At 72.2% G+C, this 22,378-nt stretch carries 18 protein-coding genes; 6 read left to right on the top strand and 12 right to left on the bottom strand.

Going from position 1 to position 22,378, the window contains the following annotated elements:
* Positions 1 to 96: 96 nt before the first annotated feature.
* Positions 97 to 1,305, top strand: coding sequence for a multidrug effflux MFS transporter (locus tag AB0B50_RS16895; RefSeq protein WP_362331479.1), 1,209 nt, complete (start codon positions 97 to 99; stop codon positions 1,303 to 1,305).
* Between the two features lie 111 nt (positions 1,306 to 1,416).
* Here AB0B50_RS16895 and AB0B50_RS16890 read toward each other — a convergent pair whose 3' ends face one another.
* From AB0B50_RS16890 to AB0B50_RS16870, 5 genes are all read right to left on the bottom strand, one after another.
* Positions 1,417 to 4,572, bottom strand: a complete 3,156-nt coding sequence (locus AB0B50_RS16890) for an efflux RND transporter permease subunit (RefSeq protein WP_362331476.1) — start codon at positions 4,570 to 4,572, stop codon at positions 1,417 to 1,419.
* Positions 4,573 to 4,757: 185 nt separating this feature from the next.
* A complete protein-coding gene (locus AB0B50_RS16885) occupies positions 4,758 to 5,438 on the bottom strand; it encodes a response regulator transcription factor (RefSeq protein ID WP_362331473.1) in 681 nt (226 codons plus the stop codon).
* Entirely contained in the window at positions 5,435 to 6,703 is a 1,269-nt protein-coding gene (locus AB0B50_RS16880; protein WP_362331470.1) for a histidine kinase, read from the bottom strand. The genes AB0B50_RS16885 and AB0B50_RS16880 overlap by 4 nt, the downstream gene beginning before the upstream one ends.
* A gap of 180 nt (positions 6,704 to 6,883) precedes the next feature.
* On the bottom strand, positions 6,884 to 7,162 hold the full coding sequence (locus AB0B50_RS16875; RefSeq protein ID WP_362331467.1) for a hypothetical protein: 279 nt from the start codon (positions 7,160 to 7,162) through the stop codon (positions 6,884 to 6,886).
* Between the two features lie 27 nt (positions 7,163 to 7,189).
* Positions 7,190 to 7,987 (bottom strand): PspA/IM30 family protein, encoded by a 798-nt coding sequence (locus AB0B50_RS16870; RefSeq protein WP_362331464.1) that lies wholly within the window; start codon positions 7,985 to 7,987, stop codon positions 7,190 to 7,192.
* 291 nt (positions 7,988 to 8,278) lie between these two features.
* Between AB0B50_RS16870 and AB0B50_RS16865 the strand changes: the two genes are divergently transcribed.
* The 3 genes from AB0B50_RS16865 to AB0B50_RS16855 all read left to right on the top strand — a co-directional run bounded on the left by AB0B50_RS16865 (position 8,279) and on the right by AB0B50_RS16855 (position 10,841).
* Positions 8,279 to 8,905, top strand: coding sequence for a DUF3043 domain-containing protein (locus AB0B50_RS16865; protein ID WP_362331461.1), 627 nt, complete (start codon positions 8,279 to 8,281; stop codon positions 8,903 to 8,905).
* A 74-nt stretch (positions 8,906 to 8,979) separates the two neighbouring features.
* Positions 8,980 to 9,687 carry a methyltransferase domain-containing protein gene (locus AB0B50_RS16860; RefSeq protein ID WP_362331458.1) on the top strand — a complete coding sequence of 236 codons (708 nt, stop codon included), beginning with the start codon at positions 8,980 to 8,982 and terminating at the stop codon, positions 9,685 to 9,687.
* Between the two features lie 89 nt (positions 9,688 to 9,776).
* Positions 9,777 to 10,841 carry a trypsin-like peptidase domain-containing protein gene (locus tag AB0B50_RS16855; RefSeq protein WP_362331455.1) on the top strand — a complete coding sequence of 355 codons (1,065 nt, stop codon included), beginning with the start codon at positions 9,777 to 9,779 and terminating at the stop codon, positions 10,839 to 10,841.
* A 72-nt stretch (positions 10,842 to 10,913) separates the two neighbouring features.
* Here the strand turns inward: AB0B50_RS16855 and AB0B50_RS16850 are convergent, their stop codons facing one another.
* On the bottom strand, positions 10,914 to 11,138 hold the full coding sequence (locus AB0B50_RS16850) for a hypothetical protein (protein WP_362331453.1): 225 nt from the start codon (positions 11,136 to 11,138) through the stop codon (positions 10,914 to 10,916).
* Between the two features lie 101 nt (positions 11,139 to 11,239).
* Here AB0B50_RS16850 and AB0B50_RS16845 point away from each other — a divergent pair, with 101 nt between their 5' ends.
* Positions 11,240 to 12,454, top strand: coding sequence for a bifunctional adenosylcobinamide kinase/adenosylcobinamide-phosphate guanylyltransferase (locus AB0B50_RS16845; protein ID WP_362331451.1), 1,215 nt, complete (start codon positions 11,240 to 11,242; stop codon positions 12,452 to 12,454).
* Between the two features lie 124 nt (positions 12,455 to 12,578).
* Complete coding sequence (locus AB0B50_RS16840; RefSeq protein ID WP_362331448.1) at positions 12,579 to 13,370, top strand: class I SAM-dependent methyltransferase; 792 nt, start codon at positions 12,579 to 12,581, stop codon at positions 13,368 to 13,370.
* Between the two features lie 72 nt (positions 13,371 to 13,442).
* On the opposite strand, the gene AB0B50_RS16835 is transcribed toward AB0B50_RS16840, so the two are convergent.
* From AB0B50_RS16835 to AB0B50_RS16810, 6 genes are all read right to left on the bottom strand, one after another.
* Complete coding sequence (locus AB0B50_RS16835) at positions 13,443 to 14,204, bottom strand: SDR family NAD(P)-dependent oxidoreductase (RefSeq protein WP_362331445.1); 762 nt, start codon at positions 14,202 to 14,204, stop codon at positions 13,443 to 13,445.
* The gene (locus tag AB0B50_RS16830) at positions 14,201 to 15,271 is read right to left on the bottom strand and encodes a class I SAM-dependent methyltransferase (protein WP_362331442.1); all 1,071 of its coding nucleotides are present in this window, start codon (positions 15,269 to 15,271) and stop codon (positions 14,201 to 14,203) included. The genes AB0B50_RS16835 and AB0B50_RS16830 overlap by 4 nt, the downstream gene beginning before the upstream one ends.
* Before the next feature lie 69 nt (positions 15,272 to 15,340).
* The gene (locus AB0B50_RS16825; protein ID WP_362331439.1) at positions 15,341 to 16,483 is read right to left on the bottom strand and encodes a glycosyltransferase; all 1,143 of its coding nucleotides are present in this window, start codon (positions 16,481 to 16,483) and stop codon (positions 15,341 to 15,343) included.
* A complete protein-coding gene (locus tag AB0B50_RS16820; RefSeq protein WP_362331436.1) occupies positions 16,480 to 17,292 on the bottom strand; it encodes an alpha/beta hydrolase in 813 nt (270 codons plus the stop codon). Before AB0B50_RS16820 ends, AB0B50_RS16825 begins: the two co-directional genes overlap by 4 nt.
* The gene (locus AB0B50_RS16815; RefSeq protein ID WP_362331433.1) at positions 17,289 to 17,627 is read right to left on the bottom strand and encodes a phosphopantetheine-binding protein; all 339 of its coding nucleotides are present in this window, start codon (positions 17,625 to 17,627) and stop codon (positions 17,289 to 17,291) included. Before AB0B50_RS16815 ends, AB0B50_RS16820 begins: the two co-directional genes overlap by 4 nt.
* Positions 17,624 to 22,375, bottom strand: a complete 4,752-nt coding sequence (locus AB0B50_RS16810; RefSeq protein ID WP_362331430.1) for a beta-ketoacyl synthase N-terminal-like domain-containing protein — start codon at positions 22,373 to 22,375, stop codon at positions 17,624 to 17,626. The genes AB0B50_RS16815 and AB0B50_RS16810 overlap by 4 nt, the downstream gene beginning before the upstream one ends.
* Between the last annotated feature and the right edge of the window lie 3 nt (positions 22,376 to 22,378).

The following is a 22,378-nucleotide window of genomic DNA, read 5'->3' as shown; positions in this document are numbered from 1 at the left end:
CATCCAGTACTCCACGTACTTCTCCCGGCGCTCGTCCGGACCCTCCCCCCTTCTTCTGTGCCCGCTCATCCGGCTGCCCAGGAGGGTCCCCGCGCCATGCCCAGTCCCCTGCTCACCGCCGCGCTCGCGCTGCTGTCGTTCGTCGGTCCGTTGTCGACCGACATGTATCTGCCCGCCTTCCCGCGGATGGCGCGGGAGTTGGGCACCGATGCCTCGGGGGTGCAGCTCACGCTCACCGCGTTCCTGGTCGGCATGACGGCCGGGCATCTCGTCTTCGGGCCGCTGTCCGACCGGTACGGCAGGCGCGGGCCGCTGCTCGCGGGGGCCGCCGTGTGCACCGTGGGGACCGCGCTGTGTGCCGTCGCGCCCTCGTTGGGGTGGCTGGTGGCGCTGCGGTTCCTGACCGGGTTCAGCGGGGCCGCGGGGGTGGTGATCAGCCGGGCCGTGATCGCCGACGTGGTCCAAGGGGCCGCCGCCGCGCGGCTGTTCGGGGTGCTGATGACGCTGGCCTCGATCGCGCCGGTCCTCGCGCCGCTGGCGGGCGGGGCCGTGATCGGGGGTGCCGGGTGGCGGGGCGTGTTCTGGGTGCTCGCCGGGGTGTCGCTGATCGTGGCGCTGGGCGTCGTGGTGGGCGTACCGGAGAGCCTGCCGAGGGAGCGGCGGCATACGGGTGGGGTGCGGCGGGCGGTCGCCTCGGCGCGGGAGGTCGTGGGCGACCGGGCGTACGTGGGATACACGCTCGCCTTCACCTTCGGGTTCGGGATGCTCTTCTGCTACATCGCCGGGTCGCCGTTCCTGCTGCAGAACGTCCTGGGGATGGGCGTCGGGGCGTCGTCCGTCGCCTTCTCCGGAGGGGCGGTCTTCGTGGCGGCCTCCAGTGCGGTGGGGGCGCGGATCGTGGGGCGGGTCGCTCCTGAAGTGCTGCTTCGGGTTGGGCTGTTGGCGATGCTGGGCGGGTCGTGCGTGCTGCTGGTGCTCGCGGTGGGCGGGCTGTTGACGGTCTTCGTCTGTCTGCCGTTGCTGGCCGTGGTGTGCGGGGGGTTCGGCCTGGTGACGGCGAACTCCGCGGCGTTGGCGCTGGCTCAGGTGCCGGCTGCCTCCGGAGGGGTGGGGTCGGCGGTCCTCGGTACGGCGCAGAGTGGGCTCGGGGCGGTGGTCGCGCCCCTGGTGGGGCTCGGGGGTGAGTGCACTGCCGTGCCGCTGTTCTTCGGGATGGCCTTGTGCAGTGGGGTTGCCGTGCTTTCGCTTCGGCTGTGCGTACGACGACGGGGTGCTCCTCTGGTCGAGGAGCACCCCGGGGTGTGACGTACCGGGCGCCTTGTTTATCGGCGCCCGGCAGTTGTGCGTTGTGCCCACCCGTTCCGCCGTGCGGAACGCCTGCCCACAACGGGGCGGGACGATGGCGCTGGCGAGCCGCTAGACCTTCGCGGGCTCCGGGTCGCCCGACTGGGCGTCGTCGGAGGACTGCGGCGGGATGCCCGCCTTCTTCGCCCTCTTCGCCGCCTTCTTCTTCGCTCGGCGGTCCTTGCGGAGCTCCACCATCGCGTACAGCGTCGGGACGAGGAGGAGGGTCAGGAGCGTCGACGTGATCAGGCCGCCGATCACCACCACCGCGAGCGGCTGGGCGATGAAGCCGCCCTCGCCCGTGATGCCCAGGGCCATCGGGAGGAGCGCGAAGATCGTCGCCAGGGCCGTCATGAGGATCGGGCGGAGGCGGTGGCGACCGCCCTCGATGACCGCCTCGACGATGCCGTACCCCTGCCTGCGGTACTGGTTGATGAGGTCGATCAGCACGATCGCGTTGGTGACCACGATGCCGATGAGCATCAGCATGCCGATCATCGCCGGGACGCCCATCGGGGTGTCCGTGGCGACGAGCAGGCCGATCGCGCCCGTCGCCGCGAACGGGATGGAGACCAGCAGGATCAGCGGCTGGACCAGCGAGCGGAAGGTCGCGACCAGGAGCATGAAGACGATCGCGATCGCCGCCAGCATCGCCAGGCCCAGGGAGGCGAACGCCTCGTCCTGGTCCTCGGAGACACCGCCGATGGACGCCGTGGCGCCGTCGGGCAGCTTCAGCGCGTCGAGCTTCTTGGTGAGGTCCGCGCTGACCGCGCCCGTGTTGTCCCCGGTCGGCTTCGCCGTGATCGTCGCGGCCCGCGAGCCGTCGATCCGGGTCATCGAGACCGGGCCGTCGACCAGCTTGACCTCGGCGATGTCACCGAGCTTCACGCCGGGGCCGAGCGGCAGCTTCTTCAGCTCGTCCAGGGTCTTCGCGGGCTTCGCCGACTTGATGACGACGTCGCGCTCGGTGTCGTCGAGGGTCGCCTTGCCGCTGGTGGTGCCGCGCACCGCCTGGGCGACGGCCTGACCGAGGGTGGTCTCGTCGAACCCGGCCTCGGCCGCCTTGGAGTTGGCCTTGACCGAGATCCGCGGGACGCTCTGCGAGAGGTCGCTCTGGACGTCGGTGACGTCGTCGAGCCTCGCGACCTCGTCGCGCACCTGGTCGGACGCCTTGCGCAGCACGTCCCCGTCGGCGGCCTTCACCACGACGCTCAGGTCCTGGCTGCCGAAGCCGTCACCGGCGGAGACCTTGGTCTGGCCGATGCCCGAGAGCTCGGCGAGCTTCTTCTCGACCAGGTCCTGCGTCTTCTCGTACGACGCCTTGTCCTTGAGGGTCAGCGTGTACGAGGCCTGGTTGGTGTCCGTGGATCCGCCGAAGGCGGCCATGAAGCCGGACGAGCCGACCGTGACCTGGTAGTCCTTGATCTCGTCGATGCCGGAGAGCATCTTCTCGATCTTCTTCGCCGCGGCGTTGGACGCCGCCAGGCTGGTGCCGGGCTTCAACTCCTGCTTGATGGAGAGGATTTCCTGCTCGCCCTGGTCGAAGAAGTTGGTCTTCAGCAGGGGCGCCATGCCGAAGGTGCCGACCAGGATCACGATCGCGATACCGAGGCTGGTCAGGCGGCGGCGCGTCGCGAAGCGCAGGACGGGGACGTAGATCCGCTGGAGCCTGCTGCGGGTCTCCTTCTCCTCGGCCTTGCGGCGGGCCTCCTCCGGGTCGACGCCCTGGATCGACTTGGGGGCGCGCAGGAACCAGTACGAGAGGACCGGCACGACCGTCAGCGAGACGAGCAGGGACGCGAGCAGCGCCGCCGTCACTGTCAGCGAGAACGAGCCGAAGAGCTCGCCCACCATGCCGCCGACCAGACCGATCGGCAGGAACACCGCGACGGTCGTCAGGGTCGAGGACGTCACCGCGCCCGCGACCTCGCGCACCGCCTTGAGGATCGCCTCCTGGCGCTCCTCGCCGTAGCCGAGGTGGCGCTTGATGTTCTCCAGGACCACGATCGAGTCGTCGACGACGCGGCCGATCGCGATGGTCAGCGCACCGAGCGTGAGCATGTTCAGGGAGAGGTCGCGGGTCCACAGCACGATCAGGGCCAGGACGACCGAGAGCGGGATGGAGACCGCGGTCACCAGCGTCGAGCGGATCGAGGCCAGGAAGACCAGGATGACCAGGACCGCGAAGACGAGGCCGAGCGCGCCCTCGGTGGTGAGGCCCTCGATGGACTTGGAGACGGCCGGGCCCTGGTCGCTCGCGACCGTGATCTCGGCGCCGGAGCCCAGGTCCTTGCGCAGGTCGGGGAGCTTGTCCTTGACCGCGTCGGAGATGGCGACGGCGCTGCCGTCGTGGTCCATCGTGACCGACACGGCGAGGCTGGGCTCGCCGTCGGTGCGGGTGATGGACGTCGCGGTCGACTCCTCCTGCTTGACCGTGGCGACGTCGCCCAGGCGCACCGGCTTGCCCGGCTGCTCACCCGGCTTGGCCTCGGGCGTGACCCGCAGCTCCTGGATCTGCTCGAGCGAGGTGAAGCCGCCGCCGACCTGGACGGTGCGGTTCTTGCCGTCCTCGTCGAAGGAGCCCGCCGGCAGCGTGGCGCCGCCCGCCTGGAGCGCCTTGGCGAGCGAGGCCGGGGTCAGGCCCGCCTTCGCCAGCTTCCCGTCGTCCGGGGTGACGTTGACCTGGAGGTCGCGCACGCCGTCGACGCTGACCTGGCCGACGCCGTCGATGTCCTTCAGGGCGGGGACGACGGTGCGGTCGAGCTGGTCGGCGAGCGCCTGCTGGTCCTTGTCGGAGGTGACGGACAGGACGACGGTCGGGATGTCGTCCGTGGAGCCCGCGATGACCTGCGGGTCCACGTCGTTCGGCAGTTGGGTGCGAGCACGGTTCACGGCCTGCTGGACATCGGCGACGAGCTGCTTGGAGCCGTTGCCGTAGTCGAACTGGGCCATGATCACGGCGTTGCCCTCGCTCGCCGTGGAGGTGATGCCGGTGATTCCGTCGACCGCCTCGATGTTGTCCTCGAGCGGCTCGACGACCTGCTTCTCGACCACATCGGGGGACGCGCCCTGGTAGGGGGCGAGCACGGACACCATGGGCAGCTCGATGGAGGGCAACAGCTGCTGCTTGAGCTGCGGTATCGCGATGGCGCCGAAGACGATCGCGATGATCGACATCAGCCCGATGAGCGCCCGTTGGGCAAGGCTGAACCTGGACAGCCAGGACATGGAGGTCTCTCTCTGTGGCGTACGCGGCAGGGGTGGCGACCGGCGTCCACGGCACCGGAAGACGTGCCTCCGGCCGACGCTCGTTCGCCCCTCACACCATCAGCCATGGGCAACGCCCGACGCCTCACTCCCAGGACCATTTCTTGAGCCGCGCATACTGCGGGCGCAGTACACCGCCTCTCGGGTCACTCCACCCTTGGACGTACCAGGCCCGATTCGTACGCAATGACGACGAGTTGAGCCCTGTCGCGCGCTCCGAGCTTGGCCATCGCTCGGTTCACATGGGTCTTCACGGTGAGCGGGCTGACCTCCAGGCGCTCGGCGATCTCGTCGTTCGAGTGACCGCCCGCGACCTGCACGAGGACCTCGCGCTCGCGGCCCGTGAGCGCCTCGAGCCGCTCGCCGCGCAGCGGAGTGTCGCCGTCCGAACCCTCGCCCTGCGCAAGGAACTTGGCGATCAGGCCCTTGGTGGCCACCGGGGAGAGCAGCGCCTCGCCGGCCGCCGCGATGCGGATGGCGCCGAGCAGTTCGTCGGGCTCGGCGCCCTTGCCGAGGAACCCGGAGGCGCCCGCGCGCAGCGACTGCACCACGTACTCGTCGACCTCGAAGGTCGTCAGCATCACCACGCGTACGTGGGTGAGGGCGGGGTCGGCGCTGATCATGCGGGTGGCCGCGAGACCGTCCGTGCCGGGCATGCGGATGTCCATCAGGACCACGTCGGCCCGCTCGGACTTGGCGAGCCTGACCGCCTCCGCCCCGTCGGACGCCTCGCCGACCACCTCCATGTCGGGCTCGGAGTCGACGAGCACCTTGAACGCGCTGCGCAGCAAGGCCTGGTCGTCGGCGAGCAGTACCCGGATCGTCACGCGGTCCCTCCCTTTGCCGTGGTGACGGGCAGGATCGCATGGACGCGGAAGCCGCCGCCGTAGCGGGGCCCTGCCGAGCAGCTGCCGCCGAGGGCGGTGACGCGCTCGCGCATGCCGATCAGGCCGTGGCCGCCGCCGACGTGCTTCTCGTCGTGCTTTTCATCGTGCTTCTCGTCGTGCTTCTCGTCGTGCTTCTCGTCGTCGGCCTTGTCGTGGCCTGGGCCGTCGTCGATGACGGTGACCTCCACGTTCGGGCCCACGCGGACGACGCTGACCTCGGCCTTGGCGCCGGGCCCCGCGTGCTTCTGCACATTGGTGAGCGCCTCCTGGATGATCCGGAACGCGGCGAGGTCGGCGGCCGCGGGCAGGTCGAGGCCGATCTGGCCGAGCGCCACCTCCACGGGCAGGCCCGCGTTGCGGAACGTCTCGACGAGTTCGTCAAGGCGGTGCAGTCCCGGTGCCGGTTCGGTGGGGGCCTCGGGGTCGCCGGTCTGCCGCAACAGCCCGACGGTGGCACGGAGTTCACCCAGCGCGGAGCGGCTCGCGTCGCGTACGTGCGAGAGGGCTTCCTTGGCCTGGTCGGGCCGCTTGTCCATGACGTGCGCCGCGACGCCGGCCTGCACGTTGACCAGGGCGATGTGGTGGGCGACCACGTCGTGCAGGTCGCGGGCGATCCGCAGCCGCTCCTCGGCGACGCGGCGCCGGGCCTCTTCCTCCCTGGTGCGCTCCGCGCGCTCGGCACGCTCCCTTATGGCGTTCACGAAGGCGCGGCGGCTGCGCACGGCGTCGCCCGCGGCGGCGGCCATGCCGGTCCAGGCGAAGATGCCGAGGTTCTCCTGGGCGTACCAGGGCAGGGGGCCCCTGAGCATCGCGACGCCGGTGAGGCCTGTCATGGTGACCACGCCGATCCGCCAGGTCGTGGAACGGTCGGTGGTGGCGGCGACGGTGAACAGCGCGATGACCGCGCACATCACGACGGGGGCGCGGGGTTCACCGGTGAGCAGCTCGACGAGGGCGGCAGCGCAGGTCGCCGCGAGGACGGCCCAGGGGGCGCGGCGGCGGAAGACCAGGGCGAGGGCGCCGAGCGCCATCAGGAGAAGGCTCGGGGCGTCGGGGGTGCGGGTGCCCCAGGTGGGGCCGTGCTCTCCGTAGGGCTCGACGAAGGAGCCGACGACCATGCAGACGAGGACGGCGGAGGCGAGCGCCGCGTCCACCGCCAGCGGGTGTGTTCTGGCCCAGCCACGGCCTCGCAGGAGAGTGGTCACCGCTCAACGGTACGGGGCCTTGGCAGGGGCCCTCACCAGAACTGGGGTCTCTGTGTCGGCTGCGGGCCGGTGGGGGCCTGTCGCGAGACATACGGTCTCTCGTCGACTGCGGGTTCGATGTGGCTCGTCGCGCAGTTCCCCGCGCCCCCTCACGGGGGCGCAGCTGCCGTGCGCCCCGTTTCAGCCCGGGATCAAGCCGTCGTCGCTCAGCATTTCTCGGACCTCGTCCAGGGACGCGTCCGGGGCCGGGAGGATCAGTTCCGAGGGCTCCAGGGCGTCGTCCGGAAGAGGCGTGCCGAGCTCCCGGACCTTGTCCAGGAGCGCGTGCAGCGTGCGGCGGAAGCCGGGCTCGTCGCCGCTCTCCATCTCCTCGAGCAGCTCGTCGTCCAGCTTGTTCAGTTCGGCGAAGTGGCTGTCGGCCAGCTTCACCTGCCCCTCCCCCATGATCCGTACGATCATGTCGTCCTCCTCAGGACGTGCGTAGGGCTACTGCTTGTCGAAGCGCGGGGTGTCCTGCGGCTGCTGCTGCGGCTGGGACTGTCCCTGGCCGCCTTCGATCGCCTGCTGCCCGCTGCTGGATCCGCCCGCGAGCTCCGCCTTCATGCGCTGCAGTTCCAGCTCTACATCTGTACCACCGGAGAGGCGGTCCAGCTCGGACTGGATGTCGTCCTTGGCGAGGCCGGAGGAGTCGTCGAGGGCACCGGAGGCGAGCAGTTCGTCGATCGCGCCGGCCCGCGCCTGGAGCTGCGCGGTCTTGTCCTCGGCGCGCTGGATCGCCATGCCGACGTCACCCATCTCCTCGGAGATGCCCGAGAAGGCCTCCCCGATGCGGGTCTGCGCCTGGGCGGCGGTGTACGTGGCCTTGATCGTCTCCTTCTTCGTACGGAAGGCGTCGACCTTGGCCTGCAGACGCTGGGCCGCGAGGGTGAGCTTCTCCTCCTCGCCCTGGAGCGTCTGGTGCTGCGTCTCCAGGTCCGTCACCTGCTGCTGGAGCGCGGCGCGGCGGGAGAGGGCCTCGCGGGCCAGGTCCTCGCGGCCGAGCGCGAGCGCCTTGCGGCCCTGGTCCTCCAGGGTCGAGGACTGCTTCTGGAGCTGGCTCAGCTGCAGCTCGAGGCGCTTGCGGGAGGTCGCCACATCGGCGACGCCGCGGCGCACCTTCTGCAGCAGCTCCAGCTGCTTCTGGTACGAGTAATCGAGGGTCTCGCGCGGGTCCTCGGCCCGGTCAAGGGCCTTGTTCGCCTTCGCGCGGAAGATCATCCCCATACGCTTCATGACACCGCTCATGGGCTTCGCGCGCCCCCTTCTGACGGACTTCCAGCTCCAGGTACTGCTCAGAACCCACAGTACGGGCCCTGCATCCATTACCGCACCGTTCGCGTGCGGATGCGCTCATCCCCAAGGACGACTGCGTCCGGCACCGCTCCGGCGTAAGGAGTAGGTGCACCCCTGTGAAGCGCCACCGAAGCGACCGGGCCGACACCGCCGGACCAGCCGCTTACCGCCTGCTACGTCCCCTTAGGCACGTAAATCAAGACGCCCGGTGTTGCCGGATCGTTCCCCACTCCCCTGGGGTCCATGCCCCCGCACCCCGTACCCTTGGTTTTTGTGTTCCGTAGCCGATCCAAGGAAGAGAAGGCCCCGGCCGCGCAGGCGCCGGTGACCGACTCCAAGCAGCCCCGTGACCCGCAGGCCCCCAAGGGCCGCCCCACCCCCAAGCGCGCCATGGCCCAGTCGCAGCGTCGCAGCGTGACGAACACGCCGACGACGCGCAAGGAGGCCGCCAAGCGGCAGCGCGACGAGCGCCGTGCCCAGATGGCCAAGCAGCGCGAGGCGCTGGCCAGCGGCGACGAGCGGTACCTGCCCGCCCGCGACAAGGGCCCCGTGCGCAAGTTCGCCCGCGACTTCGTGGACTCGCGCTTCTGCATCGCCGAGTTCTTCCTGCCGCTCGCGGTGATCATCCTCGTCCTGAGCATGGTCCGCGTGCCCCAGCTGCAGAACATCGCGCTGCTGCTCTGGCTCTTCGTGATCGTGCTGATCATCGTCGACTCGATCGCCACCGCGTTCCGCCTGAAGAAGCGCCTGAACGAGCGCTTCCCGAGCGAGAGCAAGAAGGGCGCCGTCGCCTACGCCCTGATGCGTACGCTCCAGATGCGCCGACTGCGTCTGCCGAAGCCGATGGTCAAGCGCGGAGAGCGGCCCTGAGCGGATTCTCCGGCGGGGCGGGGGCCTGGCTGTCGAAGCTGGGCGGCCTGCGTAACGTCGTACGCCAGGAACTGGTGGCCCGGCAGCTGGACGAGCAGATAGCCGCGCGCTTCCCCGTGGGGCAGCGGCTGCGGGTGCTCGACGTCGGCATGGGCCAGGGCACGCAGGCGCTGCGGCTCGCCCGTGCCGGGCACAAGGTGACGGGGGTCGAGCAGGACCCCGACATGATCGCCGCCGCACGCGCGGCGCTCGCCGAGGAGCCCGAGGGCATCCGGGGGCGGGTGCGGATCGTCGAGGGCGACGGACACCAGACCGGGGTGCACTTCCTGCCCGGCAGCTTCGACGTGGTGCTCTGCCACGGCGTACTGATGTACGTCGAGGAGCCCGATGCCCTGCTCGCCGGGCTCGCCCGGATGCTGGCGCCCGGCGGTCTCCTCTCGCTCCTGGTGCGCAACGGCGACGCGCTGGCCATGCGGCCGGGCCTCGCCGGGGACTGGGCGGGGGCGCTCGACTCCTTCGACTCCGTCGCGTACCGCAATCGGATCGGGGTGGACGCCCGTGCGGACCGGCTCGACGCGTTGACCGCCACCTTGGCGGGGATCGCGGCGCCGTTGCAGGTCTGGTACGGGGTGCGGGTCTTCACGGACACGGTGGGGGATGATCCGGCGTTGCCGTCGGATGCGGAGTTGGAGTCCTTGCTCGCGGTGGAGGAGCGGGCCGGGCGGCTTGATCCTTATCGGCGGGTCGCTGCTCTTCTGCATCTTTGTGGGGTGCGGGCCTAGGCGCCGCTTCGCGGCGACTTTTCCCACCCGCCCACCCGTTTGCCCTGCGGTGACGAGCAGTACGCAGGGGCGAAAACGACACTCGGGGCATGGATCTCTCCCGTACGCGCGTTCTCTCCGTGTCTCTCGTCTCCGCCCTCTCCGCCCTCGCCCTCGTCAGCGGGTGCTCCTCCTCCGGGTCCGCGTCCGGTGGCTCCGGCGAGGGCACCACTCAGGCCGCGCCCGCCGCCGCGAACGATCTGCAGGACGACTACCAGAAGGTGATCAAGGACGTCCTGCCGTCCGTCGTCCAGATCGACGCCGCCGACAGTCTCGGCTCCGGCGTCGTCTACGACGACAAGGGGCACATCGTCACCAACGCCCACGTCGTGGGCGACGAGAAGCGTTTCAAGGTCACCACCGCCACCGGCGAGCAGGCGCTCTCCGCCGAGCTGGTCGCCGCCTACCCCGAGCAGGACCTCGCCGTCATCAAGCTCGGCGAGGTGCCCGGCGGGCTGAAGGCCGCGAAGTTCGGCGACTCCGCCAAGGCCGAGGTCGGGCAGATCGTGCTGGCCATGGGCTCCCCGCTCGGCCTGTCGTCCAGCGTCACGCAGGGCATCGTGTCGGCCGTCGGGCGCACCGTCAGCGAGGGGCGCTCCGGCGGCGGGACCGGGGCGACCATCGCCAACATGGTGCAGACCTCGGCCGCGATCAACCCGGGCAACAGCGGAGGCGCGCTCGTCGACCTCGACGGTCAGGTCATCGGCATCCCGACGCTCGCCGCGACCGACCCCGACATGGGCGACAGCGCCGCGCCCGGCATCGGCTTCGCCATCCCGTCCTCCATGGTGAAGACCGTCGCCGACCAGATCATCAAGGACGGCAAGGTCACCGACTCGGGCCGGGCCGCGCTCGACATCACCGGACGCACCGTCCTCGGCGACGACTACCGGCCCGCGGGCGTGGCCGTCGTCGAGGCCCCGAAGGACGGCGCCGCGGCCGAGGCCGGGATCGAGGCCGGCGACATCATCACCCGGGTCGGGGACGAGGAGATCACCACCGTCAACTCACTCTCCGAGGTGCTCGCCTCGGCCAAGCCGGGCCAGAAGGTCCAGGTCACGTACGTGCGCGACGGGAACGAGAAGACCGCGGACGTCACTCTCGGCGAGATGTAGCCGGGCGCGTGACATGGGAGAGGGGCGGTGGCCGGGATTGCGCCACCGCCCCTCTCTCGCTCGACGTGCTCGCTACGCCGACGCGTCCTCCGCGTCCGCGTGCAGGCTCATCGGGCCGTAGATCTCGTTGGTGTCCTCGAAGAGTGTCACCTGGTCGGCGCCGCCCTCGGCCAGCGCCTTCCAGTACTCACCGACCCAGGACTCCGCGTCGCCCTGTGTGGTGAACTCCTCGGGCTGCACCGCGGGCTGGACCTCCGTCCCGTCCGCCTTCTCGAACCGCCACGTCCATGCCGCCATGTCAGCCTCCCGAAGGTCCCTTCGCGGCCTGAGAACCGCCTGAATCCGCTTGAAGCCTAGCCGGGCGCGCGGCGCTGGACCCGACGCGGGAGGATCTTCGTGTGGAACTGACTCTGCTCGGCACCGGTGCCCCCGGAGGACTGCCCCTCCCCGACTGCCCCTGCGCGGCCTGCGCGACCGCGCTCGGTGACGCGGCACGCGCCGCCACCGCGCTGCTCGTGGACGGCGTCCTGCTGCTCGACCTCACCCCCGGTGCCGCTTTCGCGGCCGCCCGCGCGGGGCACTCGCTCGGCGGAGTGCGTCAGGTGCTGCTCTCCCATCCGCACGACGGGCCCGCGGTCGAGGTCCCCGCGGGCCTGCCGCAGCCGGGGCGGGTCGCGGACGGCCGGGAGCTGGCACTGCTCACCGGGCACCGGGTGCGCGCGGTGGCCCTCGACGCGCCCGGCTCCGGGTACGAGGTGACGGGGCCCGACGGCGAGCGGCTGCTGTATCTGCCGCCGGGCGGCGCGCCCGCGGGGCTCTTGGAGGGGAACGGCGACGCCCGGCGGATTCCGTACGAGATGGTCGTCGCCGATGTCGTCGGGCGCCCCGACGGGCTCGCCCGGCTGCGCGCGGCGGGGACCGTCGGGCCCACCACGGACGTCATCGCGGTCCACATCGGCCACGAGGTGCCGCCCGGCAGGGAGCTGACGCGCCGTCTCGCGGCCGTGGGCGCGCGGGCCGTGCCGGACGGGACGACGTTGGCGGTCGGCGCCTACGAGGACGTACCGGACGTGCCGCGCCGCACCCTCGTCCTCGGCGGCGCGCGCTCGGGCAAGTCCGTGGAGGCCGAGCGGCGCCTGGAGGCGTTCCCCGACGTGCTGTACGTGGCGACGGGCGGAACCAGGAACGGCGACGCCGAGTGGGCCCAGCGCGTGAGCCTGCACCGGGAGCGGCGCCCCGGCTCCTGGCGGACCGCGGAGACCTGCGACCTGGTACCGCTGCTCGCGCAGGACGGGCCGCCGCTGCTCATCGACTGCCTGTCGCTGTGGCTGACCCACGTCATGGACGAGGTGAAGGCGTGGGACGACGCCGAGTGGGCGGGCGGCGGGGAGCGCGAGCTGCGGGCCCGGGTCGCCGAGCTCGCGGACGCGGTGCGCGCGAGCAGGCGCACGGTCGTCGCCGTCTCGAACGAGGTCGGCTCCGGCATCGTCCCCGCCACGGCATCGGGCCGCCGCTACCGCGACGAACTGGGCCGTCTCAACGCCGCGTTCGCCGCGGAGTGCGAACACGTGTTGCTGATCGTGGCGGGACAGGCCCTGCCGCTACGTGGCTGAACGTCGCTCGTGTCGGCTTGCCCGTCACCGGCGCGTGCTTTGAGCTGCCTTTATGACCATCGCCGAAGAACGCTCAGAGACATCGCAAGCAGCCGCGCCGAAAGTGCGGCCCCGGCTCGACGGGGTGCCCGAAACCCTGCTGTGGACCCTGTGGAACCGCGCCTGCGAGGCACGGCGGGCGGAATCCGTGCTGGAGGACCCCATGGCCGTGCGACTCGTCGAGGAGATCGACTACCCCTTCGAGGAGCGGCTCGGTCCGCCGCACCCGCTCTTCTCGCAGATCCAGGGGCTGCGCTCGCTCTGCTTCGACCGGGCCGTCCAGGAGTACGTCGCCGACCATCCGTACGCGACCGTCGTGGCCCTGGGCGAGGGCCTGGAGACCGGGTTCTGGCGCACCGACAACGGGCGCCTGCAGTGGCTGAGCGTCGACCTGCCCGAGGCCGCGGCGCTGCGGTCGCGGCTGCTCCCCGAGAACCCGCGCCATCACGTCGTGGCCTGCTCCGCCACCGACCTGAGCTGGCTGGACCGGGTGCGCGACCGCGACAACGGCGTCATCGTCACGGCGCAGGGCCTGATGATGTACCTCAAGCCGGGCGAGGTCCGCGACATCCTCGCCGCCTGCGCCGAGCGGCTGCCGGGCGGATCGCTTGTCCTGGACTCGATGCCGCGGTGGGTCGCCAAGGCGACGCGGGGTCGCCGACTTCGGGTCGGCGATCTCACCATTCCGCCCATGTACTGGGCCATGGCGGGCGACGAGCGGTACAAGTTGCGCTCCGCGCACCCTGGCATCGGAGAGGTGCGGGCTCTGACCATGCCCCGGGGGCGGGGGCGGCTCGGGCGGTTGATCGAGCGGCAGCACCGGGTTCCCCTGTTCCGGTCCATTTCGCCTGCTGTCAGTCAGGTCTGGTTTCGCTGAGGTCTGTGGGGAACTGCGAGACCTCTGTGACTGGTCGCGCAGTTCCCCACGCCCCGTACGGGGCTCGTCCTCTTACGGAGCTGTGTACGCGCCGTCCACCAAGTAGTGCGCGCCGTGCGTGAACGATGCCCTGTCCGACAACAGGAACGCCGTCACCTCCGCCACCTCCTCCGGTGTGCCGAGCCTGCCCGCCGGGTGCAGGGAGACCAACAGGTCGCGCACCCCCTGGTCGGCCCCGGCCAGCAGCGGGGTCTCGACGAAGCCGGGGCCGACCGCGTTGATGCGGACGCCCTGGGCGGCGTACTCGATCGCGGCGCTCTTGGTGAGGCCCACGACCGCGTGCTTGGCGGCGCTGTACGCGGCCGAGCCGAGGAAGCCGCTCACGCCGAGCACCGACGACATGTTGACGATCGCGCCGCCGCCCGCCGCGAGCAGCGCCGGGATCTCGTAGCGCAGTCCGTGGAAGACGCCGTGCAGGTTCACGTCCACCACGCGGCGCCACTCGGCCGGGTCGAGTTCGGCGGTGAGCACCGTGGGTCCCGCGACGCCCGCGTTGTTGACGGCGAGGTGGAGCGCCCCGAAGACCGACACGGTGGTGGCGACGGCGGCCTCGACCTGCGCCGGGTCCGTGACGTCCACCGTCACCGGGATGGCGTGCGCTCCCGACGAGGTCAGCTCGGCCGCGGCCTTCCCCGCGCCCTCCGCGTCCCGGTCGGCGCAGGCGACGGCGGCGCCGGCCGCGGCGAGGCGGCGGGCGACGGCGAGGCCGATGCCGGAGGCCGCCCCGGTGACCAGCGCGGTGCGGCCCGCGAACTCCCTTTCTCCGTACGTCACTTGTCGTCGCCTCTGCGTGCGATGACCCGGTAGGCGTTGGAGAAGCCGGTGCGGGTGAGCAGCGGCGGCAGGAACTTGTCGAGGCCGTACGCCACCGCGAACAGCGGCACCGACGCCCACCACGCGGCCTGCCGCAGCTTGAGCTGGAGCGGCGTCGCGGCCTTGGCGCGCCAGGGGGCGTCGGCCTTGGGCAGATGGCAGTTGAGGAACAGCGCGAGCGCTGTCGTCAGGTCGAACGGGATGTGGGGCTCGCGGCGCTCCTCGGCGACGACGGTGAAGCCCAGCCCCTCCAGCTCCTTGCGGAGGTTGGCGATCGGCACGAAGTGCAGGTGCTGCGGCTGGAAGTACGACACCCACCACTTGCCGAGCAGCTTGGTGTAGCGGGACTCGGGGTCAGGGACCTCGATCATCAGGTGCCCGCCGGGGCGCAGCACGGTCCGCGCCGCCTTGATCTCCTCGCGCGGGTCGAGGCTGTGCTCCAGGTAGTGGAACATGCTCATCGCGTCGTAGCGGCCCGCGAGGGACTCCGCGAGCTGGGTGAGATGGCCGCGGTGGCCCTCCTCGATGCGCCCGTGCCGCACGCCCTCCTCGACGCCGTCGCTCAGGTCGAGGCCGTCGAAGGACGTGTACGGCAGGACCTGCTTGGCGACGGCCGGGAAGTGCCCGTGGCCGGTGCCGACGTCCAGCCAGCACTCGGGCTCGTCGAAGACGCGCAGCGCGCGGGCGCTGGCGAGGTAGCGCTTGGTGCTCGACTCGGCGCCGAAGAGCTTCTCGGCCTCCTTGCCGCCGAGCCCGTCGTAGAAGTCCCGGTAGTAGAAGTCCAGGCCCTCGGGGGTGAGGCGGGGGTTCTGGAAGGAGTGGGCGCAGTCGCCGCACTGGTCGACCGTGAAGGTGCCCGGCTTGTGCTGGATCAGGTCGGTGGTGCGCAGCCGCACCCGCAGGCGCGCGGAGCCGCACCAGGGGCAGTCGGTGCGGCGCGGCTCGTGGAACCGTTCGGTGCCCTGGGCGAGTTCGGCGAGGTAGGCGGGGCGCCGGTCGGCGACCTGCTGGGCGGCATCCGTGGTCATGGTCGTGCTCCTGGAGTGTGGGGGGCTGTGAGGGCTGGGGCCGCGGAGGGCTTCATCCGGACGCGGGGGTCAGACCGCGAGCTTTTCGAGGTGCGCGGCGGCCGCCGGGGCGCCGCCCGCCGCGCGGAAGGCGTCGCGCACGCGCCGGGCGGCCGTGGCGTACGCCGGGTCGGTGAGCACGGCGTCGAGGGCCGCCCCCAGCTGTGCGCGTCCCGCCCGCCCGAACCGCACGCGCACGCCCGCGCCCGCCGCGGTGACCTGGGCGGCGATCACCGGCTGGTCGTCGCGGATGGGGGCGACGACCAGCGGGACGCCGTGCCACAGCGACTCGGCGACGGTGTTGTGCCCGGCGTGGCAGACCACCGCAGACGCCCGCTCCAGGAGCGGGAGTTGGGGCACCCGGGAGGCGATCAGGACATCGGCGTCGGAGCCCGTGTCGAGGACGCCGCCGGGGTCGACGAGCACCGTCTGCAGCCGTCCCGCGCGCTCCCGCACCGCGGCGGCGCACTCGGCCAGGAAGCGGCCGCCGGTGTCGGTGTTGGCGGTGCCGAGCGAGACGAGGACGAGGGAGCGGGCGGGGTCGAGCCACTCCCAGGGGAAGTCCGGCGCGGGCCGTTCGGCGATCGCGGGGCCGACCCAGCGGGCCTGCGGGGCGTCGCAGCCGGCGAGCTCGGGGGTGCTGAAGGCGATCTGCAGGTGCGGCGAGAAGCGCGGGTCGTGGGTCGCCGCGGGGTCGCCGAGGCGTGCGCGAAGGCCGCCGACGATCCCCTCGATCCACTCGGCCACCTTCGGCATGCCCTCCAGGGCGCCGCTGAACTCGGCGGTCGTGGTGGCCGACGTGGCGTACGGGATGCCGCGCCGCTCGGCGACCAGGGCGCCCGCCAGCGCCTGCTGGTCGGCGACGACGACATCGGGACGGAACGCGTCGACCGCCCGCTCGACGCCGGGCGCCATGGCATCGGCGAGGGGGCCGAAGCACTTCTGCCACAGGAACTGCAGGGCCGCGACGCCGCGCAGTTCGGGCGGTCTGGTCAGCTCCTGCGGGGTCGCGCAGGCGTACGACTCGGCCTCGGGGCCGACCAGTTGGGCGATCGGCTCCGGGTGGCCCGCCCAGGCGACGCGGTGGCCGCGGGCCTCCAGTTCGGCGGCGACGCCGACCAGCGGGTTGATGTGCCCGACGAGCGGCGGCACGACGAGGAGGAAGCGGCTCATGACGACGCCACCCCGCTGCCGCTGCGGGCGAGCTCCCTGTGGCCCTCGCCCACCCAGTCCAGGAGGAGCGGCCCGACGGTCTCCGGGGTGCCGACGAGGACCGAGTGCCCGTGCCCCTCGACCTTGAGGGTGCGGCACAGCGGCAGGAGCTCCTCCAGCCAGGGCGCCATGTCGGCGAGGTCGGAATTGGCGCCGTAGACCGCGAGGACGGGGATGTCGAGGGAGCGCCACAGGTCCTCGTCCGGGATGCGGCTCGCGGCGATGTCCTCGGCGATGCTGGTGCCGTGCAGGATGCGCTGCGCCCACCGCACGAGACGGGCCTCGTGGCGTCCGTACGTCTCCTCGATCCACGGCAGCGTGCGCTCGTCGCGCAGTTTGTACGCGGAGCCGGCGAGCAGCCCGCTCATCTTCTCGGCCCAGGCGGCGGTGGGCGGCTCCGACTCGACCATGAGGACACTGGCGACCCGGTCGGGGTGGTGCAGGGCCAGGTCGAGGGCGACGGTCCCGCCGAAGGAGTTGCCGACGAGGTGGACGGGGCGGCGGATGTCGAGGGCGTCGAGGAGCGCCGCGAGGTCGGCGGTGAACTCCTCGACCCGGTAGCCCTGTTCGGGCCGTGCGCTGCGGCCGTGGCCGCGCTGGTCGTACATCACGACGTCGTATCCGGCGGCCGCGAACTCGGGCGCGACGGTGAAGTAGTAGCTGGTGAGGTTGTCCGTGGCGATGCCGTGCACAAGCACGACGGTCTCGCCGCCCGCCTGACCGAGCCGCTCGACGTTGAGGCGGGCACCGCCCGCTTCGACGAGCGTCACCGCAGCTGCCCGCTCACGTAGCGGACCACCTGGCCGACGGAGAGCCCGATGATCTCGGAGAGTTCGAGCGAGGCGAAGAAGGCGGGGAAGTCCACGCGGTCGCCGTAGCGGCGGCGCAGCTCGCCGGTGAGGGTGACCAGGTCGATGGACTCCAGGTCGAGGTCCTCGACGAAGCGGGTGTCCATGGTGATCGGTGTCGCGTCGAGCTCGGCCTCGTCGAGCACGGAGCGCAGGGCGTCGGTGAGACCGGCGAGGACGGCGCTCTCGTCGGCGACCGGGTCGGTGGCGGGGGTGGTGGCGGGGCCGGTGACGGGAGTCGTGGCGGGGGTGGTCATTCCGGGTTCTCCTCGGTCGGGTCGGACGAGTCGGTCCAGGCGACGACATAGCCGCGGGGCGGCAGGCCCGGCGGGTTCGCGGTCTCGGCGATGCGGACGCGATGGGCGCGGGCCGCGGGCGTCCGCACGGTCAGGGCGCCGTCCTCGGCCGCGGTCACCGTGAAGTCGCGCGGGCGGCCGCCCATGCCGGTGCCCTCCGCCTTGGCCGCGGCCTCCTTGGCGGCCCAGAAGCGGGTCAGGGTGCGGGCCCGGTCGCCGTCGCGGGCGGCGAGACCGTCGAAGAGGGCGCGTTCGGACGGGGCGAGGACGGCGTCGTACGTGGTGTCAGGGCGCTCGGCGATCTCCTCGATGTCGATGCCGACGGGGCCCTCGCCGGGCGGGCGCACCAGGGCGACGGCGGCCTCGGCGCAGTGCGCCAACGAGAGCTCCAGGGGCGGGATCTCGCGTCCGTGCACGCCTTCCGGGCGGGGTCTGCCGCTGTCCTCGTTGCGGACGCGGACCTCGCCGGGGAAGACCGGGCCCTCGCCGTGCCGCCACAGGTGCCTGCGGATCGCGTCCTTCGCGGCGATCCGGCCGAGGAACCACTGCCGTTTGCCGCGCGGCGGGTGCGCGGCGTACTGGCGGCGCTCGTCCCCCGCGAGCTGGTTGCGCATCATCAGGTCCCGCGAGGCGGGGTCGGGCCAGTACTCGAAGACGAGCTGCCAGCCGCCGGGCTGCTCGTCGGAGAGGGTGTTCTCCTCGGGCCTGCGCTTGACCGGGTCGATGCGGGCCGGGGAGTCGAAGCGGCGGTCCTGCCAGCCGCGGATCTCGGCCCACACGGTGCGGTTGTGGCCTTCATGGCCTTCATGGCCTTCGTGGCCTTCATGGCCTTCATGGCCTTCGTGGCCTTCGTGGCCTTCGTGGCCTTCGTGGCCTTCGTGGCTGAGCTGTACGTCGGCTTCCAGGACCGTCTCGGTCAGGGCCGTGACACGGATGTCGCAGCGCAGCTCCGTGCCGGGCGCCGGGTGCGGCCCGTGGAAGCGGGCCTCGCGGATGCCGACGGGGAAGACGACGGTGCGGTCGGTGTGGGTGGCCATCAGCCAGTAGCCGAGGAGCTGGCCGACGTTGTCGAGGAGTGCGCCGGGGGCGGGCGGCGCGGTGAGGACGCCGCGTACGTGACGGTCGCCGAGGGCGTCGATGCGGGTGACGCCGCGGAAGAGGGGCCCGTGGAACATCCACCGCTCGTCGTACATCTCCTGGGCGGAGACGGTGGGCGGGCGCTCGGTCGCGGGGACGGGCCAGGGGGTGGGGGCCGGGGGGTATGCGGCGGCCGTCTCGACGGTGGCTCTGGCGTGCCGTCCGAAGTTCACGTCGTACCGGCCGGGGGCCTGCGTCTCGACCGTCAGGTCGACCTGGGCCGCGGGCTCGGCGACGACCCACTCCAGGAAGCGGGCGTCTCGGACGGTGACGGGGAGGTCGCCGCCGGGCGCCGCTCCTTGGGGAACGACGTCCATCATCAGCTGGACGAGGGTGGTGGCGGGGACGACCGGCCAACGGTCCGCCACGTCCGGCCAGTTGGGGGGCTGCTTGAAGAAGCAGTGGTCCAACAGGTGGGGCATGGTGGTGACGTTGATGTGGAGGGGGTGGGTTGTTTGGATTGCAGGGGTGGGGACAGGAGCCGAGGTGCGGGTTTGCCCACCGTCGGGGGCTGCTTCTCTTGCTGGGGCCGGCGGTTGCCCACCCCGGGTGGGGGCCGCCTGGGGTGCGGGGGCGGGCTGCTGCGGAGTGACGGGCGGGCGGGTGGGAGACGTCTTTGCGGTGTGCCCGGTGAACAGTTCGGCGGCCAGTGACGCCGTGGAGTCGAGCAGGGCCCGCAGCTCCCCCGCCGCCGGGAACCGGGCGGCGACCGGGGCGAGGACGTCGTGGCGGGCACCCGTACGCAGGGCCGAACGAAGCCGGTCCCTGGTCGCGGGGGCCAGGGAGACCAGTGCGGCGCCCAGGGCCACGGGTACGGCACCACTGACCCCCCGGCGCCCGGCGAGCGCCGAGAAGTCCGGCTCCGCCCCGCACGCCCACAGCCCCGCGGCAACTCTCCGAAGCTGCGACATCCCGTCCCGCCGGGGCGAGTTCGCGCTCACCGCGAGGTGGTCCCGCGAGGCCAGCGTGTCGCCGACCAGGGCCGGCAACTGACCCGAGCCGAGCTGAACGAACGCCCGTACCCCATCGGCGTACAAAGCCTCCACGAGCTGTCGGAACCGCACGGGTTCGAGCAGGTGCCGCACGAACAGCGCCCGCACCTCCCGCTTCTCCTCGGGGAACGGCGAGGCGGTCGTCCCCGACCACACCGGCACCGTCGCCCCGTGCAGGGTGAACCGCTCGCTCGCCTCCTGGATGGGCGCGAGGTACGGCTCCAGCATCGGCGTGTGGAAGCCGGACTCGAACGGCAGCACTTGTCCGAGCACGCCGTCCGCTCTCAACTGCTCGGCGAGCGCCTCCACTTCGGCGTACGGGCCACAGGCGACGGACTGGCGGGGGGCGTTGTCGTGGGAGAGGACGACTCCGGGGTACCGCGCGAGTGCCGCCGTCACCTGGGCTGCGGGGGCGCCGAAGGCGGCGAAGGCGAGGCCGGGGACGCGGAGCACGGAGGGGTCGAAGTCGCCGAGGAACGCGTCCACTTCGTCGTCCGCGAACATGCCGCCCGCGACCATGGCCGTCCATTCGCCGACGCTGTGGCCCGCGACGGCGTCCGGGGTGATGCCGATGCGGGACAGGGCGGTGGACAGGAGGCGGCCCACGCGGACCACGGCGGCGCCGTGTTCGGCCACGTCGCCCACGCGGGCGTCGAGGCCGTCCGGCCTCGGGAGGCCGAAGTGGCGGGCGATGTCGTCGACCTGCGGGGTGAACTCGGCCTCCAGGCCGGGGAAGAGGAAGGCGGTTTTGCCGTGGGCGTGCGGGGTGAGGAGGGGCTCGGGGGCGCACCATACGTCGCTTCGGCCGCCCCAGAGCTTTGCCTTGGCGGCGGCGGATCTCGCCAAGGCGAGGCGCTTGGGGGTGGGATCGAGGATGGCCACGCGGGCTGGGCCTCGGCCTGGGTCTCCTCGCTCGGCACGGAGCTCGATGTCCTCGGCATCCAGCAGCTCTGCGAGCTCCTGCGGAGTGCGGGCGGCCAGGCGCAGCAGGAGTTCGGGCTCGTCGACCGAAGTAGCGCCTCGTTCACGGTGCCCGGCGGTGGAGGCTGTGCCCACCCTTCCCCAAGCTCTCGACTCCGCTCGGGCAGGGGAGACCTCACTCGCCGTGCGGAACGCCTGCCCACAGCCGGAGCGGGACAGGGCGGGGGAAGCTGCGCGCACCCCCTGCCCGCGCCCCGGGCCACCGGTCGGCATCGGAGGCTGCTCCAAGACCACATGCGCGTTGATCCCGCCGAAGCCGAAGGCGTTGACCGCCGCGCGGCGCACGTCCGTCTCCCAAGGTCTTGCCTCCGACAGGGGGCGGAACCGGGTCGGGAGGAGGTCGGGGTGGGGGTCGTCGCAGTGGGGCATCGGGGGGAGCACACCGTGGTGGATGGCCAGGGCCGCCTTGACCAGGCCCGCCACGCCCGCCGCCGGCATCGTGTGGCCGATCTGCGACTTGACCGAGCCGATGACCGCGTCCGGCTCGCGCGCGGCTCCGAACACCTCGGCCAGCGTGGCCATTTCGGCGCCGTCACCGTTCGGCGTGCCCGTGCCGTGCGCCTCCAGGAGGCCGAGGGAGCCGGGGGCCGTCGGGTCGAGGCCCGCCGCCTGCCAGGCGAGGCGGACGGCCCGCGCCTGCCCGCCCGGGTCGGGGTTGACCAGGGAGGCGGCGCGCCCGTCACCGGCGATGCCGACCCCTCGTACGACCGCGTAGACCCTGTCTCCGTCCCGCAGGGCGTCGTCGAGGCGCTTGAGCACCACGACGCCCGTGCCCTCGCCCATCAGGACGCCGTCCGCCTCGCGGTGGAAGGGGCGGATCCGCTGCGACGGGGACAGGGCGCGGAGCTGGGCGAAGACCGACCAGAGCGTGATGTCGTGGCAGTGGTGGACGCCGCCGGCGAGCATCATGTCGCAGCGCCCCGAGGCGAGTTCCGTCACCGCCTGGTCGACCGCGACCAGGGACGAGGCGCAGGCGGCGTCGACCGTGTACGCGGGGCCGCGCAGGTCGAGGCGGTTGGCGATGCGGGACGCGGCGAAGTTCGGGACGAGGCCGATCACGGACTCGGGGGTGCGCGGCCCGCCGACGGCCTCGCAGAAGGCCTCGCGGACCTCCGCCAGACGGTCCTCGCCGAGGTCGGGCAGCAACTCCCGCAGCGTGCGGATGAGTTGGCCGGACGTACGGACGCGCTGGTCGAGGCGGGCCAGGCCGTCCGTCAGATAGCCGCCCCTGCCCAGGACCACGCCGACCCGCGCGGGGTCGGGGGGCGGTCCGCCGCGTCCCGCGTCGGCGAGGGCGGCGGCCGCGGTGCGCAGCGCGATCAGCTGGTCCGGTTCGGTGGCGGGGACCGAGCCGGGCATGATGCCGTACGCGGTCGGGTCGAAGGCGGCGAGTTCGGGCAGGTCGTCGACGAAGCCGCCGCGGCGGCAGTAGATCGCGTCGGGCCGGTAGTACTCGTCCTGGTCCCAACGGGCGTGCGGGACCTCGGAGATGGCGTCCGCCCCCGTACGGACGTTGTGCCAGTACGTGTCGAGGTCGGCGGCCCCCGGGAGGGTGACCGCCATGCCGACGATCGCGACGGGCGGCGGCTTTCGCAGCACCGC

It is taken from the genome of Streptomyces sp. NPDC041068 (genome assembly GCF_040647455.1).
Lineage (GTDB): Bacteria > Actinomycetota > Actinomycetes > Streptomycetales > Streptomycetaceae > Streptomyces.
Note: the sequence above shows the minus strand (reverse complement) of the source record. Positions and strands in the feature narration are given on the sequence as shown.

Coding starts and splice junctions, on each gene's coding strand:
- AB0B50_RS16895 (WP_362331479.1), top strand. CDS start 97: ATGCCCAGTCCCCTGCTCACCGCCGCGCTCGCGCTGCTGTCGTTCGTC.
- AB0B50_RS16890 (WP_362331476.1), bottom strand. CDS start 4,572: ATGTCCTGGCTGTCCAGGTTCAGCCTTGCCCAACGGGCGCTCATCGGG.
- AB0B50_RS16875 (WP_362331467.1), bottom strand. CDS start 7,162: ATGATCGTACGGATCATGGGGGAGGGGCAGGTGAAGCTGGCCGACAGC.
- AB0B50_RS16870 (WP_362331464.1), bottom strand. CDS start 7,987: ATGAGCGGTGTCATGAAGCGTATGGGGATGATCTTCCGCGCGAAGGCG.
- AB0B50_RS16865 (WP_362331461.1), top strand. CDS start 8,279: ATGCCCCCGCACCCCGTACCCTTGGTTTTTGTGTTCCGTAGCCGATCC.
- AB0B50_RS16855 (WP_362331455.1), top strand. CDS start 9,777: ATGGATCTCTCCCGTACGCGCGTTCTCTCCGTGTCTCTCGTCTCCGCC.
- AB0B50_RS16850 (WP_362331453.1), bottom strand. CDS start 11,138: ATGGCGGCATGGACGTGGCGGTTCGAGAAGGCGGACGGGACGGAGGTC.
- AB0B50_RS16830 (WP_362331442.1), bottom strand. CDS start 15,271: ATGACCACGGATGCCGCCCAGCAGGTCGCCGACCGGCGCCCCGCCTAC.
- AB0B50_RS16825 (WP_362331439.1), bottom strand. CDS start 16,483: ATGAGCCGCTTCCTCCTCGTCGTGCCGCCGCTCGTCGGGCACATCAAC.
- AB0B50_RS16815 (WP_362331433.1), bottom strand. CDS start 17,627: ATGACCACCCCCGCCACGACTCCCGTCACCGGCCCCGCCACCACCCCC.